This window comes from Caulobacter sp. NIBR1757, assembly GCF_027912495.1.
In the GTDB taxonomy this organism is placed as follows: domain Bacteria; phylum Pseudomonadota; class Alphaproteobacteria; order Caulobacterales; family Caulobacteraceae; genus Caulobacter.
This window is the reverse complement of sequence record NZ_CP115463.1, coordinates 1,563,333-1,577,717: the sequence shown is the minus strand read 5'-3', so window position 1 is coordinate 1,577,717 and position 14,385 is coordinate 1,563,333. Positions and strand designations below refer to the sequence as shown.

Below are 14,385 nucleotides of genomic sequence, written 5' to 3'. Positions count from 1 at the left end.
CGGGACCCAGGGGGTGGCAAGGCGCGATGACCGCCGCCGCGACCGACGGCGCGGTCGCCCCTGGGTCCCGGCGCTCCGCGCTTCGCGCTACGGCCGGGATTACGGAAATTGGGGGGCTCGTCCTCCCGGCGCAGGCGCACTATTGAGCGATTCATGAGCGACCCCACCATCCGCCGCGCCGGCCCGGCCGACGCCGAAGCCCTCTCCCGCATCGGGGCCGAAACCTTCAGCGAGACCTTCGGCCACCTCTATCCGCCCGAGGACCTGTCGGCCTTTCTCGCCTACGCCTATGGCCTGGAACGCACGCGGGCCGATCTTGCAGATCCGGCCAAGGCCAGCTGGCTGGTCGAACAGGAGGGCCAGGTGGTCGGCTATGCCTCGGCCGGTCCCTGCGGCCTGCCGCACGACGAGGCCAGGCCGGCCGACGGCGAACTCTACCGACTTTATCTGTTCAAGGCGCACCAGGGCGGCGGCCTCGGTCGGCGTCTCCTGGACACCGTCCTGGCCTGGCTGGAACGCGATGGCCCCCGCACTCTGTGGATCGGGGTCTGGTCGGAAAACCATGGGGCGCAACGGCTGTATGGGCGTCTCGGTTTCGAGCGGGTCGGCGACTATATCTTCCCGGTCGGCAAGACGATGGACGAGGAATTCATCCTGCGGCGCGGCTGATCCCTGTTCCGGCGGGCGCGGCGTGCTACATCCGCCGTCATGGGACGCGCCTTCGACCATGACGTGATCATCGCCGGCGGCGGTCTTGCCGGCGGCCTTATCGCGTTGCGCCTGCGCGCCTTCCGGCCCAGCCTCGATATCCTGGTGCTGGAAGCCGGCCCCGTGCTGGGCGGCGTTCACACCTGGTCCTGCTTCGAGAGCGACCTGACCGCGGAAATTCGCGACTGGCTGACCCCGATGATCAGTCACCGCTGGGCCGGCTACAGCGTCCGCTTCCCGGGCTACGAGCGGCGGCTGACCACCCCCTATCTCTCCATCGCCTCCAGCCGCTTCGCCGACCATGTGATGCGCGAACTGGGCGCCGCCGTGCGGCTGAACGCGCCTGTCGCCGACCTGGAGGCCAGCATCGCCATGCTGGCCGACGGCACGACCCTGACCGCACCGCTGATCATCGACGCCCGGGGCCCGACCAGCGGTCCGCTGGTGCTCGGCTGGCAGAAGTTTGTCGGCCTGGAGGTCGAGCTGAGCCGTCCCCACGATCTCGCAGGTCCCATCGTCATGGACGCGACGGTCGATCAGCTCGACGGCTATCGCTTCCTCTACACCCTGCCCCTGTCGCCGACCCGGCTGCTGATCGAGGACACCCGCTACAGCGACGGCGAGGCGCTCGACAAGGAGAGCCTGCGGGCCGACATTGGCGCCTATGCCGAGCAGCAGGGCTGGTCGATCGCCTCTATCATCCGCCAGGAGGACGGCGTCCTGCCCATCGCCCTGGGGGGCGACATCGCCGCTTGGTGGGACCGGTCGGGCAGCGCCGTCAGCGTCGGCCTGCGCGCCGCCCTGTTCCATCCGGTGACCGGCTACAGCCTGCCCGACGCCGCCCGTCTGGCCGACGAGATCGCCGTCCTGCCCCGGCTCGACACCGCCGCCGTCCGGGCCGCCGTGCGGCAGCGTTCGATGACCAGTTGGGAGCAGCGCGGCTTCTTCCGCCTGCTCAACCGCATGCTGTTTCGCGCCTGCGCGCCGGAGCTGCGCTATCGCGTGCTCGGCCGCTTCTATCGCCTGCGCCAGCCGCTGGTGGAACGCTTCTACGCCGCCCGGCCGACTCTGGCCGACAAGGCCCGCATCCTGACCGGCAAGCCGCCGGTGCCCATCGGCGCCGCCATAAAGGTGATGGCCGAATCCTCAGTTCTTGGAGACCTTCCCCGATGACCCAGAAACGCGTTGCGGTCATCGGATCGGGCTTCGGGGGGCTGGCGCTGGCCGTGCGCCTGCAGTCGGCCGGCCATGCCGTCACCCTCTACGAGGGCCGCGACAAGCCCGGCGGCCGCGCCTACGTCTGGAAGGAAGAGGGTCACACCTTCGACGCCGGCCCGACGGTCATCACCGACCCGGCCTGCCTGGAAGAGCTGTTCGCCCTCTCCGGCCGCAAACTGTCCGACTACCTCGAACTGATCAGCGTCGATCCCTTCTACCGGCTGTGCTGGGAGGACGGGGACACCTTCGACTACGTCAACAACCAGGCGGAACTGGATCGGCAGATCGCGGCCAGAAACCCTGCCGACGTCGCGGGTTACCAGCGTTTCCTGAAGTACAGCGAGGAGCTGTTCCAGGAAGGCTATGTCAAGCTCGGCCACGTGCCCTTCCTCGACTTCAAGAGCATGATCACTGCCGCGCCGCAGTTGATGAAGCTGCAGGCCTGGCGCAGCGTCTACGCCAAGGTCTGCGGCTTCGTGCAGGACGAGCACCTGCGCCAAGCCCTGTCGTTCCACACCCTGCTGGTCGGCGGCAGCCCGTTCGCCACCTCCTCCATCTACGCCCTGATCCATGCGCTGGAACGGCGCGGCGGCGTCTGGTTCCCGCGCGGCGGCACCGGCGAGCTGATCAACGCCCTGGCCCGGCTGTTCCAGGATCTCGGCGGCCAGCTTCGCCTGTCGTCGCCGGTGCGCCAGATCACCACCAGTAACGGCCGCACCACCGGTGTGGTCACCGACGCCGGTCCCGAGGCCTTCGACGCCGTCGCCTCCAACGCCGACATCGTCCACACCTACGAGCACCTGCTGAAGGACGATCCGCGCGGTCGCCAGGCCGCCACGGCGGTCAAGCGCAAGCGTTTCAGCCCCAGCCTGTTCGTCGTCCACTTCGGCCTGAAGGCGGAGCAGCCGCAGCTGCGTCACCACACCATCTGTTTCGGCCACCGCTACAAGGGCCTGATCGACGAGATTTACACGAAGAACAACCTCGCCAACGACTTCTCGCTCTATCTTCACTCCCCTTGCGCCACCGACCCGGGCATGGCCCCTCCCGGCGGCAGCACCCACTACGTCCTCTCGCCGGTGCCGCACCTGGGCACCGCCGACATCGACTGGGCCAAGGAAGGTCCGGCCTATGCCGACAGCATCCTCGACTACCTGGAGGCCCGCTACATCCCGAACCTGCGCCGCGACCTGACCGTGCAGCGCATCTTCAGCCCGGCAGACTTCAAAGGCGAACTCAACGCCCACCTGGGCTCCGCCTTCAGCCTCGAGCCCATCCTCACCCAGAGCGCCTTCTTCCGCACCCACAACCGCGACGACCGCATTCCCAACCTCTACTTCGTCGGGGCGGGCACGCACCCGGGGGCCGGCATCCCCGGCGTGGTTGGCTCGGCCAAGGCCACCGCCGGCCTCATGAACGAGGATCTGGCTTGAGCATCGAGGCGACCAGCCGCGAGGCCATCCAGCAGGGCAGCCAGAGTTTCGCCGCCGCCGCCGCCCTGTTCGACCGCGAAACCCGCGTCGATGCCGAGATGCTCTACGCCTGGTGCCGTCACTGCGACGACGTCATCGACGGCCAGACGCTGGGTCACGACCGGGTTGTCGTTTCGCCTGAGCAGGTCCGCGCAACCCTCGAAGAACTCTATGCAAAGACCCGTTCGTCGCTGGCCGGAGAGCCGCAGTCGGACCCGGCTTTCGCCGCCTTCCAGCAGGTCGCCCTGCGCCGGGGCATCCCCGAGGCCTGGGCCATCGAGCTGATCGACGGCTTTGCCATGGACGTCTCCGAGGTCCGCTATGCGACCTTCGAGGACACCCTGAAATACTGCTGGCATGTGGCCGGCGCGGTCGGGGTGATGATGGCCCTGGTCATGGGGGTGAAGCCCGATGACCTCGCCACCCTGCGCCGGGCCCAGGACCTGGGACTGGCCTTCCAGCTGACCAACATCGCCCGCGACATCGTCGAGGACGCCCAGAACGGCCGCGTCTACCTGCCCGACGCCTGGCTGACCGAGGCCGACGTACCGCGCGAGGACCTGGCCGAGCCGCGCCATCGCGAGGCCGTCGCCGCACTCGCCTACAGCCTGATCGAGGCGGCCGAGCCCTACTATGAGAGCGCCCGCTGGGGCCTGCGCGCCCTGCCCTTCCGCTCGGCCTGGGCCGTCGCCGCCGCCAACCGGGTCTATCGGGAGATCGGGGTCAAGGTTGTCGAGCGCGGGCCGAAGGCCTGGGATACGCGCACCTCGACCAGCAAGGCTACGAAGGTCGTCCTTGCGCTGCAGGGGGGGCTGATGGCCCTGCGCGGCAAGACCTTCGACCGCTGGCGCGAACCGCCGGTGCGGCCGCCGCTGTGGTCGCGAATTTGATTCACCGTCGTCCCGGACGGCCGCAGGCCGAGCCGGGATGACGGGTGTTATTGAGCCGCCGCCGCCCGGATCACCGCCATCAGCCGGGCCCGGGTCAGGCCGTCGGCGACGCCGTCGAAGCGGCTCTGCACCCAGTGGCGCTGGAAGGCCATGACCACCTCGCGGGTATTCTGGTCGAACTGGCCTGACGGGGCGCAGTCGTAGCCCAGCCGGGTCAGGCCGGCCTGCAGGGCGAACACGCCCACACCCTCGGCCCCCTCCGCCAGCGGATCACCGGGAGCCGGATCGGCCTCGGCCCACAGGCCATGGCCGGCCTCGGCGAGGCGCTTCCAAGGGAACAGCTCGCCCGGATCCTGCTTGCGGGCCGGGGCCAGGTCGGAGTGGCCGATGATGCGGTTGTTGGGCACCTGCCAGCGGTCGCGAATGTCGCTCGTCAGGGCGATGACGGCGGCGATCTGGGTTTCCGGGAACGGCCGGTAGCCGAACTCATGGCCCGGATTGACAATCTCGATGCCGACCGAGACGGCGTTGCAGTTGGTCTCCCCCCGCCAGCTGCCGCGGCCAGCGTGCCAGGCCCGGCGCTCCTCGGCCACCAGGGAGAAGATGCGGCCGTCTTCCTCGACCAGATAGTGGCTCGAAACGCGCGCGTCAGGATCACGCAAGCGAGCCAGCGCTTCCTCGCCGCTCTTCATGCCGGTGTAGTGCATGACGATCATGTCCGGCGGCGCGGTGCGGGCGTCGAAGTTGGGCGACGGCGCGGGGATCACATCGAGGGTCATTGGGCCCGGTTCCGGATGGCCATGAGCAGAGGCATCACATGATTGGGTCTAAGCGCCACGATCAAGACCCCGAGCAGGGCCAGGGCCGCGCCGATGCCCATGCGCAGGTCGAAGTAGTCCTTGGTGATCAGCACGCCCATGACGATGGTCGCCAGCGGCGTCATCAGAGTCAGCGGCGAGATCAGGGTCGCCTCGTACTTCTGGATCAGGTGGTAGTAGACGGTGTGGGCGATGATCGAGACGATCAGCGCCGAATAGAGCACCGCCGCCAGGAAGGGCCAGCCGGCGTGCAGCGCCGTGGCGATCTGACCGTGCTCGAAGACGGCGGTCATGCCGAACAGCGGCCAGATGGCCGAGAACCCGACCCAGGCCTGGAACTGCAGGGGCTTCACCCCCTCCATCTGCTTCATCATCACCGCGCCCAGCGAGCCGGCCAGCGCCGCCCCGGCAATCAGCCACAGGCCGAGGCTGAGCGACAGGCCGGCCGGATGCCACATGACCAGCACGGCGCCGGCCAGGGTCAGGGCCATGCCGAGGCCCCGGCGCCAGCGCACCTTCTCGCCGAGCATGAGCATCGACAGGACCGTCGTCATCGGCACGCCGAGCTGGACGATGATCGAGGCGGCCGAGGGGCTGGCGGTCTGGAAACCGATGAAGATCAGGGCAAAGTTCAGGCCGCCGATCAGCTGGGCGATGATGATCATCCGCCACAGGGGCCGGGGCGCCGGCAACAGCCAGGGCAGGGTCAGGGCGGCGACGATGGCGAAACGCACGGCCGCGTAGAACAGCGGCGGCACCATCATGTCGCTGACCACGATCTTGCTGACGATGTTGTTGGAGGCCCAGATCAGGCACATCGCCATCAGCAGGAAGAAGTCGCGAAGTCCCATGTCCCCGGGTCTAGCCCGGGGACCCAGGGGAAAGCCACCCTTGCACGGCGCCGGCGCCGAAAATCCTTCAAGCCTTGCGGCGGGTGAAGCGCAGCGCCGTGTGGGTGTCGGAGAAGGAACAGACCTTGTTATCGACCAGGCCATGCGCCTTGGCGCCGGCCATGACCTCGATGTCCTTGATGGTCGCCGCCTTGCCCTTTCGCGAGACGATCCACAGGGCGCCCCGGGGGGCCAGCATGGGGATGAGCTCCGGGATGCGAACCATGTCGGCGACGCTGTCGGCGCCCCAGAACAGGATGTCGAGTTCGCTGAACTCGTTCATCGGTTGTGTTCTTTGAGCAAGCTCGCCCAGGAAGTCGGGATCGGCGACATCCAGCACCGCCACCCGCATCCCCGGCTTGACCCCCAGCTTGTCCAGCCGTCCGGGCGGATTGGCGATGGCCTCGGCCCAGCGGCCGGCGAAGGGTTCGCCGAGCGTGAAGCGGCTGCCGTCGGCCAGCACCAGGTCGCCGGCCTCGGCCTGGATGCCACTCAGCGCCGGCCCCTCGAACACCCGCCGGGTCGCACCCCGGAACAGCAGCTTCGGCGCTTCCCATTGCAGGCGGCCGGTGTCCGGGCCGTCGGCGAAGGTCGCGGGGATATCGGAGGCGTCCTTGCCCATCGCTATCTCTGAGAACAGTCCATCAGCACATCCCGCACGACATCGTTGGCGTTGGTCCAATGGGGATTGGGATCCGCGGGAACGCCAACCTTCACCTGCAGGCCAGGCTGCTCATCGGCCAAGGCGAAGAAGGGGTCGAGCAAGGTGACATCGGCGGCCCATCCCTCATTCGTCGCCCGTGACCGCCCCCGCGCGAAGGCGACGATCTGGCCGTCCGGTCCCTTCAAGGCCAGTTCCAGGAAGGGCGGCATCGTGTCGAGGGGAACCGGCTCCATATAGATGAGCACCGTAACCCGGTTCTTCGAGCACTCGAGCCGATAGAAGAGGTTGTCGGACTCGGACGGCGCATAGAAGGCGGCGAGGCTTCGGGACTGACTGTAGTCCATTCGCCAGCGTAGGTTCTCCAGAGGGGCCGGCCCCACCGCTGATGGAGGCGACGGCCTGGCGGCGGGCTTCTCACACCCGGCCACCATCAATACCGCCATCAGGGCCAGGACCGCCCTCACCTACTGCCCCTTGAACACCGCCGGCCGCTTTTCGAGCAGGGCGGTGACGCCTTCCATATGGTCCTCGGTCAGGTGGCTGATCGCCTGGGCGGCGGCGCTCATCTCCATCAGGGTGTCATAGCTGGTCGACTGGCCGTGCTTGAGCAGCGACTTGCCGAGGCGCAGGCTGTGCGGCGGTTGCTGGGCGATCTTCTCGGCCATGGCGATGGCGGCGGCCATCAGCACCTCGGGCTCGACCACCTGGCTGACCAGGCCCCACCGCTCGGCCGTGGCGGCGTCGATGACGTCGCCGGTGAACAGCAGTTCGGCGGCGCGGCTCATGCCGATGGTGCGCGGCAACAGCCAGGCGCCGCCGTCGCCGGGGATCAGGCCGAGCTTCAGGAAGGTGACCCCGAACTTGGCGTTGCTCGCCGCGATGCGGATGTCGGTCATGCAGGCCACGTCGCAGCCGAGGCCGATGGCGGCGCCGTTGACCGCCGCGATCGACGGCACTTCCAGCCCGTACACCGAGCGGACGATGCGGTGGATGTTGTTGCGGTAGTTCTCGCGGATGGCCACGCCCGAGCCGCCGAACGCCCCTTCGCGCGACTTCATCGCCTTGACGTCGCCGCCGGCGGAGAAGGCCCGGCCGGCCCCGGTCAGGACCACGCAGCGGATGTCCTGGTCGGCGTTGATCGCCGCGCAGGCCGCCTGCACCTGATCGCCGTCACCGGCCGCGCCCAGGGCGTTCATCGACTCCGGCCGGTTGAGGGTCAGGATGGCGATGTGGCCGCGCTTTTCGGTGGTGATGATGCTCATGGCGGAGTCCCTTTGTGATTTGGACAATCCATAGCCGCCTCGCCTTGCGCCGCCAATCCGCCTAAGCCATGGGCCACCAGAGTGAGTTGTCGGAGGACCCAAGCCCATGACCCTGCGCCTCGTCGGCGATGTCGGCGGCACCAACTGTCGGTTCGCCATCTTCGACATCCAGCACCCCGCCAAGGAGGTGGTCGCCCCTCAAGCCTTCAAGGTCGCCGACCATGCGACCCTGGAAGACGCCATTTACCGCTATCTGCAGGGGACCGACCGCAAGCCGACCCAGGCGGTGATCGCCGTCGCCGGTACGGTCAAGGACGGCCAGGCCGAACTGACCAACGCCCCCTGGGACATGTCGGAAGCCGGCCTGCGCGGCCACGGCTTCCAGGCCGCCCGCCTGCTCAACGACTATGAGGCCGTGGCCCTGTCGGTCGATCTGCTGACCGACGAGGATCTCGGCGACATCGGCGGCGTCGCCGGCGCGCCGAAAAGCACCATCGCCATCATCGGCGCCGGCACAGGTCTGGGCGTCGGGGCCCTGGTTCGCGACAGACTGGGCGACGCCGTCGCCGTCACCGAAGGCGGACACATCGCTTTCGCTCCGACCGACGCGGTCGAGATCGAGGTCCTGAAGATCCTCACCGCCCGCTTCGGCCGAGTCTCGCTCGAGCGCATCCTCTCGGGGCCGGGGCTGGTCAATCTCTACCAAGCCCTGGCAGAGGCCGGCGGCCACAAGGTCGATGACCTCAAACCCGAAGAGATCCAGGACCGCGCCGACCGTGGCGACAACCTCGCCGACCAGACGCTCAAGCGCTTCTGCCGCATCTACGGCGCGGCGGCCGGCGACTTCGCCCTGGCCTTCGGCGCCTTCGGCGGCGTCTATCTGGGCGGTGGCATCGCCGGCAAGATGATGCCGCGGCTGCGGGCCGGTGAGTTCCGGGAAGGCTTCGAGGACAAGGGCCGCTTCCGCGACTACTGCGCCGCCATCCCGACCAAGGCCATCCTGCAGCCTTACGCCGCCCTCCTTGGAGCGGCGGCGGCGCGGATCAACGCGTAGAAGAAGTTGGTAGGCCGGGTGGGGGTCGAACCCACGACCATTCGATTAAAAGTCGAATGCTCTACCACTGAGCTACCGGCCCGCTTGAAGACACCGAATAAGGGGGTCCGAAGCGGCGCGGACCATAGTGGCGCCCGTTCGAGGGAGCAAGCGCTTGCGGGACGGTTTCTGAAGGATATGAATTGCGGCCATGCGCGCCCTCCTCACCCTGCCCCTGATTGTCCTGCTGGCCGCCTGCGCCACCACTCCGCCGCCGGCTCCCGGGCGGGTGCGGACCACAGACCAGGTCAACAAGGGCAGCCTGGCCGGCGCCGCCTCCTCGCCGCTGCGCGACATCAACCTGTTGCGGACCAAGATCCCGCAGGTGCTGCTCGACTCCCTCGCCGATCCCTACGCCAAGCCCTATCCGATGAGCTGCAAGGAGATCGCCGCGGTGCTCGTTCCCCTGGACGAGGCGCTGGGCCCCGACATGGACCAGCCCAAGCCGACCAAGGCCGACCGCGGCCTGATCGCCGACAGCCGCGAGTTCGTCACCGACGAGGCCATGCGCGAGGTGGTCGGCATGGCGCAGGACATCATCCCCTATCGCGGCTGGGTGCGGAAGCTGACCGGGGCCGAGCGGCACGACAAGCTGGTGCGCTCGGCGATCACCGCCGGCGGCATCCGGCGGGGCTATCTGAAGGGCATTGGCCTGGCCAAGGGCTGCAAACCGCCGGCCGCGCCGACACCCTACACCGGGCCGCCGATCAAGCTGCGCGATCCCTCGACCCCGCAGTATCCGATCAGGAAGTAGGCTTGCTCTGCCGCGCGGCGAAGTCGCGGCGGAACTGGTCGAGGCGGCCTTCGGCGATGACCGTGCGCAGAGTCGCGGTCAACAGCTGGAAGAAGGCGATGTTGTGCCAGCTGAGCAGGACCTGGCCGAGGATTTCGTCGGCCTTCACCAGATGATGCAGATAGGCCCGCGAATAGGCTGTCCCGGCCGGGCCGGCGATGTCCGGATCGATCGGGCTGTCGTCCTCGGCGAAGCGGGCGTTCTTCAGATTGATCGGTCCGTCCCAGGTCCAGGCCTGGCCGTGGCGGCCCGAGCGGGTCGGCAGGACGCAGTCGAACATGTCGACCCCGCGCGCCACCGCCTCGACGATGTCGATCGGCTTGCCGACGCCCATCAGGTAGCGCGGGCGGTCGGCGGGCAGCAGGCCCGGGGCGTAGTCGAGGACCTCGCACATGGCGGCATGGCCCTCGCCGACCGCCAGGCCGCCGATGGCGTAACCGTCATAGCCGGTGTCGATCAGCCGCTCGGAGCTTTCGCGGCGCAGGGCCTCGAAGGTGCTGCCCTGCTGGATGCCGAACAATACCTGGCTGTCGCGCGTGCCGAAGGCGGCCTTGCTGCGCTGGCCCCAGCGGGCCGACAGCTGCATAGCGTCGCGGGCGCGATCCTCCTCGGCCGGCCAGCTGACGCATTCGTCGAGCTGCATGACGATGTCGGAGCCGAGCAGATCGGCCTGGATCTCGATGGAGCGTTCCGGCGACAGGACGTGTTTGGAGCCGTCGATGTGGCTGGCGAAGGTGACGGCCTCCTCCTTCACCTTGGCGATGTTCGACAGGCTCATCACCTGGAAGCCGCCGCTGTCGGTGAGGATGGGTTTGTCCCAGCGCATGAATTCGTGAAGGCCGCCCAGCCGCCGCACCCGCTCGGCCGTCGGGCGCAGCATCAGGTGGTAGGTGTTGCCAAGCAGGATGTCGGCGCCGCTTTCCTTGACCTGATCGACGGTCAGCGCCTTGACCGTGGCGGCGGTGCCGACCGGCATGAAGGCGGGGGTGCGGATGTCGCCGCGCGGGGTCTTCAGCACGCCGGTGCGGGCCGCGCCGTCGGTGGCGCTGATCTCGAAGGGGAAGGTCATCAGGCGGCGCGCATTAGCAGGGATGAGTCGCCGTAGGAATAGAAGCGGTAGCCCGTGGCGATGGCGTGGGCGTAGGCGGTCCTCATGGTTTCCTGGCCGGCGAAGGCGCTGACCAGCATGAACAGCGTCGATTTCGGCAGATGGAAGTTGGTCATCAGCACGTCGGCGGCGCGAAAAGCGTAGCCCGGGGTAATGAAGATGGCCGTCTCGTCGGCGAAGGGCTGCAGCAGGCCGTCCTCGGTCGCGGCGCTTTCCAGCAGGCGCAGGGAGGTGGTGCCGACGCAGACGATGCGGCCACCGGCGGCGCGCACGGCGTTGAGGGCGGTCGCGACTTCCGGCGTCACCACGCCGAATTCGGGGTGCATCCTGTGTTCGGCGACCACGTCGGTCTTCACCGGCAGGAAGGTGCCGGCCCCGACGTGCAGGGTGACGAAGTGGCTGGAGACGCCGCGGTCGGCGATGGCTTTGAGCAGTTCCGGCGTGAAGTGCAGGCCGGCGGTCGGAGCGGCGACCGAGCCGTCCTCGCGGGCGTAGACGGTCTGGTAGTCGGTGCGGTCCCGTTCGTCCTCGGCACGCTTGGCGGCGATATAGGGCGGCAGGGGCATCTCGCCGACCCCGGCCACGGCGAGGTCGAGATCGACGCCGCTGAGTTCGAAGGCGAGGGTCAGTTCACCGCCCTCCCCCTTTTCAACGACATCGGCCGCAATGGTGGTCAAGGCGTAGGCGCGGTCATGCTTGTCGCCGAACAGGATGCGGTCGCCGACCTTCAGCCGCTTGCCGGGCCGCGCGAAGGCGGTCCAGCGGTTGGGCGAGACGCGGCGGTGCAGGATGGCCTCGACGCGGACTTCGGTCTCCTCGCGGCGGCGCACGCCGAACAGGCGGGCGGGGATGACGCGGGTGTCGTTGAAGACCAGGGCGTCGCCGGGCTGCAGCAGCGAGGGCAGGTCGCCGACGGTCAGATCCTCCAGCCCCTGTTGCGGGCGCACCACCAGCAGCTTCGCCGACTCGCGCGGGCTGGCGGGGCGAAGGGCGATGAGGTCTTCCGGCAGATCGAAGTCGAAGTCACTGACGAGCATGCCGCGGCGGATGCGGCTTTGGGGCTCCCGCGTCAAGCGTTGCCGGTGGACACTGACAGGGTCCGCGGCGCATGATCCCTTGTCGGGACTGGGGTTTGCGAGAGCGACGATGCGTATCATCACCTTGGCGCTATGCGCCGCGACCGCGACCCTCGGCTTGAGCGCCTGCAACCGCCAGGACAGCAAGCCGGCGCCCGCGCCTGCGCCCGCCCCGGCCGCGCCGGCGGCCCAGGTTCACGCGCCCGACGCGGCCAGGCCCAAGGTCACCGGCTTTGCCCACACCGGCAATTTCGACAATGCCGGCTACTATATGCCGACCCGCGACATCCGCGTCGGCGCCTGGCAGCTGAAGACCATCGGGGTCGGGGCGATCAGCGATTTCGCCGCCTGGGAACAGGGCGACCGCACCTCGACCTTCGGCCCCATCCTGCTGGAGTTCGACGACACCACCAGCCCGCTGAAGCCCAACGAGATCGGCGGCGAGGCCCATGAGGTCAGCATCCGGGTGCTGCCCAGCGGCTACGCCACCGACGGCAAGACCCTGCGCTTCGCGGGCAATGATCCCAGGCTGGGGCCCGTCACCTTCGAGGGCGCCTTCGACCCGGCCGCCATGGCCGACGCCAAGGCCCAGGGGGCCAGCGAGGCGCCGGTGCTGACGGGGACCTTGCAGGTCGGCCAGACCCGGATTGAGAATGCCCGCTTCACCTTCTTTGCCGGCGAATGAGTTCAACAGGGGAAGTCCAATGAAAACAACGCACATCGCGGCCGCGGCCGCCCTGGTTGTCGGTCTCGGCGGGGCGGCGGCTTTCGCCCAGGGCGGCGGCGGCTGGAACACCGGCGGCGCCTACGATCCGGTGCCGGACGGCAGCTACCAGCGCAGCTGCCGCGACATCACCGTCCAGTACGGCACCCTCACCGCCCGTTGCCTGGACAACCGCCAGAACCTGCAGAGCACCTCCATCTCGGTGCGCAGCTGCAACGGCCGCATCGCCAACTACAACGGCTACCTGCGCTGTGAGGGCTGGGGTGGCGGCGGCGGACCGGGTGGTCCGGGTGGCGGCGGCGGCGGCTGGGGCGGCGGCCCTGGCGGTCCCGGTGGCGGTGGCGGCGGTTGGGGCGGCGGCTCCGGCGGCGGCTGGAATGGTGGCGGCAACGGGCCGGTCGGCCTGATCGTCTTCGAGAACCCCGACTACAAGGGCTCCAGCCTGCAGATCCGCGGCAGCGTGCCGGACATGTACGGCTCGGGCCTCGACGAGATGATCACCTCGGTGCGGGTCGTCTCGGGCCGCTGGGAACTGTGCTCGGCGCCGAACTTCGGCGGCGACTGCAAGGTAATCACCGCCGATACGCCGCAGTTGAAGGTCTATAATCTCAACGACCGGGTCAGCTCGATCCGCAAGCTGCGTTAAGTCTTGAAGAGGGGGCGCGATGCTATCGGCCAGATCATGACCGCTGTGCTTCGCGCCCTCGCCTTTCTGGTTCGTCTGGCCGGCTTCGGCCTTGCCGCAGGCGCCGCCCTGGCCGCCGTGCTGGCCAATGGCGGCCGGTTCAGCGACCGGCTGGATGTCCTCACCCATTTCACGCCCATCTGGCTGACGCTCGGCATGGTCGGGCTGATCGTCTGGGTGATCGGCGGCGGGCGCAGCCTGATGCGGCTGACGCCGATCGCGGCGGCCGTGGCGGTGCTGGCGTCGGGGGCGCTGATGCTGCCCGAGCTGACCCGCGCCAAGGGCGACAAGGCGCCGGCCGAGGGCGAGACCCTCAAGCTGGTGCAGTTCAACCTCTGGGAAAACAACAGCAATCCGGAGGCCTCGGCCCGTTGGGTGCTGGAGCAGGATCCCGACATCGTCACCATTGTCGAGGGCTACGAGGTCCATGGCGGCGCCGCCCGGCTGCTGCGTGAACGCTACCCCTACGCCGTCACCTGCGCCGATCCGCTGCCGTGTTCGACGATGATCCTGTCGAAGAAGAAGCCGGTGCGGCGCAACGGCCTCGGCGGCGGCGTCTCCGACGCCAACCTGCCGGCCGCCCATGCACGGTTCGCCGGCGCCAAGGGCGCGTTCGACGTCTTCGCCATCCACTACACCTGGCCGATCCCGGCCGGTCCGCAGCAGCAGCAGTCGAAGCGCTTCCTGAAGGTTCTGGACGGGATCGACGCCGACAACGCCATCGTCGGCGGCGATTTCAACTCCACCCCCTGGTCGTTCAGCCTGCGCCGGCTGGACGCGGCCATCGGCATGGAGCGCCGCACACGCGGCCAGGCCACCTGGCCGGCCGCGCCGATCACCCGCTACAAGATCGAGCCCCCCTTCCCGCTGCTGGCCATCGACCAGGTCTACGCCGGCAAGGCGTGGAAGACGGTCAGCGTGAAACGGGGACCGCGGCTGGGCTCGGACCACTATCCCGTCGTGGTGATTCTGAAGCGCTAGAGC

At 68.7% G+C, this 14,385-nt stretch carries 16 protein-coding genes and 1 tRNA gene; 9 read left to right on the top strand and 8 right to left on the bottom strand.

All coding sequences use genetic code 11. From position 1 onward, the window contains the following. Positions 1–153: 153 nt before the first annotated feature. From O5I81_RS07685 to O5I81_RS07670, 4 genes are read left to right on the top strand one after another with little or no spacing between them, the layout of a single operon-like run. Positions 154–669 carry a GNAT family N-acetyltransferase gene (locus tag O5I81_RS07685; RefSeq protein WP_271068361.1) on the top strand — a complete coding sequence of 172 codons (516 nt, stop codon included), beginning with the start codon at positions 154–156 and terminating at the stop codon, positions 667–669. 39 nt (positions 670–708) lie between these two features. Next, complete coding sequence (crtY, locus tag O5I81_RS07680; RefSeq protein ID WP_271068360.1) at positions 709–1,881, top strand: lycopene beta-cyclase CrtY; 1,173 nt, start codon at positions 709–711, stop codon at positions 1,879–1,881. Continuing rightward, on the top strand, positions 1,878–3,359 hold the full coding sequence (locus O5I81_RS07675) for a phytoene desaturase (protein WP_271068359.1): 1,482 nt from the start codon (positions 1,878–1,880) through the stop codon (positions 3,357–3,359). Before crtY ends, O5I81_RS07675 begins: the two co-directional genes overlap by 4 nt. Continuing rightward, positions 3,356–4,288, top strand: a complete 933-nt coding sequence (locus O5I81_RS07670; protein WP_271068358.1) for a phytoene/squalene synthase family protein — start codon at positions 3,356–3,358, stop codon at positions 4,286–4,288. The genes O5I81_RS07675 and O5I81_RS07670 overlap by 4 nt, the downstream gene beginning before the upstream one ends. A 47-nt stretch (positions 4,289–4,335) precedes the next feature. Here the strand turns inward: O5I81_RS07670 and O5I81_RS07665 are convergent, their stop codons facing one another. The 5 genes from O5I81_RS07665 to O5I81_RS07645 form a co-directional block, all read right to left on the bottom strand. Continuing rightward, entirely contained in the window at positions 4,336–5,067 is a 732-nt protein-coding gene (locus O5I81_RS07665) for an N-acetylmuramoyl-L-alanine amidase (RefSeq protein ID WP_271068357.1), read from the bottom strand. Then, positions 5,064–5,957 carry a DMT family transporter gene (locus O5I81_RS07660; protein WP_271068356.1) on the bottom strand — a complete coding sequence of 298 codons (894 nt, stop codon included), beginning with the start codon at positions 5,955–5,957 and terminating at the stop codon, positions 5,064–5,066. The genes O5I81_RS07665 and O5I81_RS07660 overlap by 4 nt, the downstream gene beginning before the upstream one ends. A gap of 67 nt (positions 5,958–6,024) precedes the next feature. After that, a complete protein-coding gene (locus tag O5I81_RS07655) occupies positions 6,025–6,618 on the bottom strand; it encodes a DUF3052 domain-containing protein (protein ID WP_271068355.1) in 594 nt (197 codons plus the stop codon). Between the two features lie 2 nt (positions 6,619–6,620). Further along, complete coding sequence (locus O5I81_RS07650; protein ID WP_271068354.1) at positions 6,621–7,124, bottom strand: hypothetical protein; 504 nt, start codon at positions 7,122–7,124, stop codon at positions 6,621–6,623. Beyond that, positions 7,125–7,922 (bottom strand): crotonase/enoyl-CoA hydratase family protein, encoded by a 798-nt coding sequence (locus O5I81_RS07645; RefSeq protein ID WP_271068353.1) that lies wholly within the window; start codon positions 7,920–7,922, stop codon positions 7,125–7,127. Between the two features lie 106 nt (positions 7,923–8,028). Here O5I81_RS07645 and glk point away from each other — a divergent pair, with 106 nt between their 5' ends. Next, positions 8,029–8,976 carry a glucokinase gene (gene glk / locus O5I81_RS07640; RefSeq protein WP_271068352.1) on the top strand — a complete coding sequence of 316 codons (948 nt, stop codon included), beginning with the start codon at positions 8,029–8,031 and terminating at the stop codon, positions 8,974–8,976. A 7-nt stretch (positions 8,977–8,983) separates the two neighbouring features. Here the strand turns inward: glk and O5I81_RS07635 are convergent. Beyond that, positions 8,984–9,058, bottom strand: a tRNA-Lys gene (locus O5I81_RS07635). A 108-nt stretch (positions 9,059–9,166) separates the two neighbouring features. On the opposite strand from O5I81_RS07635, the gene O5I81_RS07630 reads away from it, so the two are divergent. Further along, positions 9,167–9,769 carry a hypothetical protein gene (locus tag O5I81_RS07630; RefSeq protein WP_271068351.1) on the top strand — a complete coding sequence of 201 codons (603 nt, stop codon included), beginning with the start codon at positions 9,167–9,169 and terminating at the stop codon, positions 9,767–9,769. Here the strand turns inward: O5I81_RS07630 and tgt are convergent. Further along, positions 9,759–10,880, bottom strand: coding sequence for a tRNA guanosine(34) transglycosylase Tgt (tgt, locus tag O5I81_RS07625; RefSeq protein ID WP_271069005.1), 1,122 nt, complete (start codon positions 10,878–10,880; stop codon positions 9,759–9,761). The genes O5I81_RS07630 and tgt overlap by 11 nt on opposite strands. Beyond that, a complete protein-coding gene (gene queA, locus O5I81_RS07620) occupies positions 10,877–11,953 on the bottom strand; it encodes a tRNA preQ1(34) S-adenosylmethionine ribosyltransferase-isomerase QueA (RefSeq protein WP_271068350.1) in 1,077 nt (358 codons plus the stop codon). Before queA ends, tgt begins: the two co-directional genes overlap by 4 nt. Positions 11,954–12,062: 109 nt before the next feature. Here queA and O5I81_RS07615 point away from each other — a divergent pair, with 109 nt between their 5' ends. From O5I81_RS07615 to O5I81_RS07605, 3 genes are read left to right on the top strand one after another with little or no spacing between them, the layout of a single operon-like run. Then, entirely contained in the window at positions 12,063–12,677 is a 615-nt protein-coding gene (locus O5I81_RS07615; protein WP_271068349.1) for a hypothetical protein, read from the top strand. Positions 12,678–12,696: 19 nt separating this feature from the next. Continuing rightward, a complete protein-coding gene (locus O5I81_RS07610) occupies positions 12,697–13,362 on the top strand; it encodes a beta/gamma crystallin-related protein (protein WP_271068348.1) in 666 nt (221 codons plus the stop codon). Positions 13,363–13,398: 36 nt separating this feature from the next. Beyond that, on the top strand, positions 13,399–14,382 hold the full coding sequence (locus O5I81_RS07605) for an endonuclease/exonuclease/phosphatase family protein (protein ID WP_271068347.1): 984 nt from the start codon (positions 13,399–13,401) through the stop codon (positions 14,380–14,382). The last annotated feature ends 3 nt before the right edge of the window (positions 14,383–14,385 follow it).

Coding starts and splice junctions, on each gene's coding strand:
- O5I81_RS07685 (WP_271068361.1), top strand. CDS start 154: ATGAGCGACCCCACCATCCGCCGCGCCGGCCCGGCCGACGCCGAAGCC.
- crtY (WP_271068360.1), top strand. CDS start 709: ATGGGACGCGCCTTCGACCATGACGTGATCATCGCCGGCGGCGGTCTT.
- O5I81_RS07675 (WP_271068359.1), top strand. CDS start 1,878: ATGACCCAGAAACGCGTTGCGGTCATCGGATCGGGCTTCGGGGGGCTG.
- O5I81_RS07665 (WP_271068357.1), bottom strand. CDS start 5,067: ATGACCCTCGATGTGATCCCCGCGCCGTCGCCCAACTTCGACGCCCGC.
- O5I81_RS07660 (WP_271068356.1), bottom strand. CDS start 5,957: ATGGGACTTCGCGACTTCTTCCTGCTGATGGCGATGTGCCTGATCTGG.
- O5I81_RS07655 (WP_271068355.1), bottom strand. CDS start 6,618: ATGGGCAAGGACGCCTCCGATATCCCCGCGACCTTCGCCGACGGCCCG.
- O5I81_RS07645 (WP_271068353.1), bottom strand. CDS start 7,922: ATGAGCATCATCACCACCGAAAAGCGCGGCCACATCGCCATCCTGACC.
- glk (WP_271068352.1), top strand. CDS start 8,029: ATGACCCTGCGCCTCGTCGGCGATGTCGGCGGCACCAACTGTCGGTTC.
- O5I81_RS07630 (WP_271068351.1), top strand. CDS start 9,167: ATGCGCGCCCTCCTCACCCTGCCCCTGATTGTCCTGCTGGCCGCCTGC.
- queA (WP_271068350.1), bottom strand. CDS start 11,953: ATGCTCGTCAGTGACTTCGACTTCGATCTGCCGGAAGACCTCATCGCC.
- O5I81_RS07615 (WP_271068349.1), top strand. CDS start 12,063: ATGCGTATCATCACCTTGGCGCTATGCGCCGCGACCGCGACCCTCGGC.
- O5I81_RS07610 (WP_271068348.1), top strand. CDS start 12,697: ATGAAAACAACGCACATCGCGGCCGCGGCCGCCCTGGTTGTCGGTCTC.
- O5I81_RS07605 (WP_271068347.1), top strand. CDS start 13,399: ATGACCGCTGTGCTTCGCGCCCTCGCCTTTCTGGTTCGTCTGGCCGGC.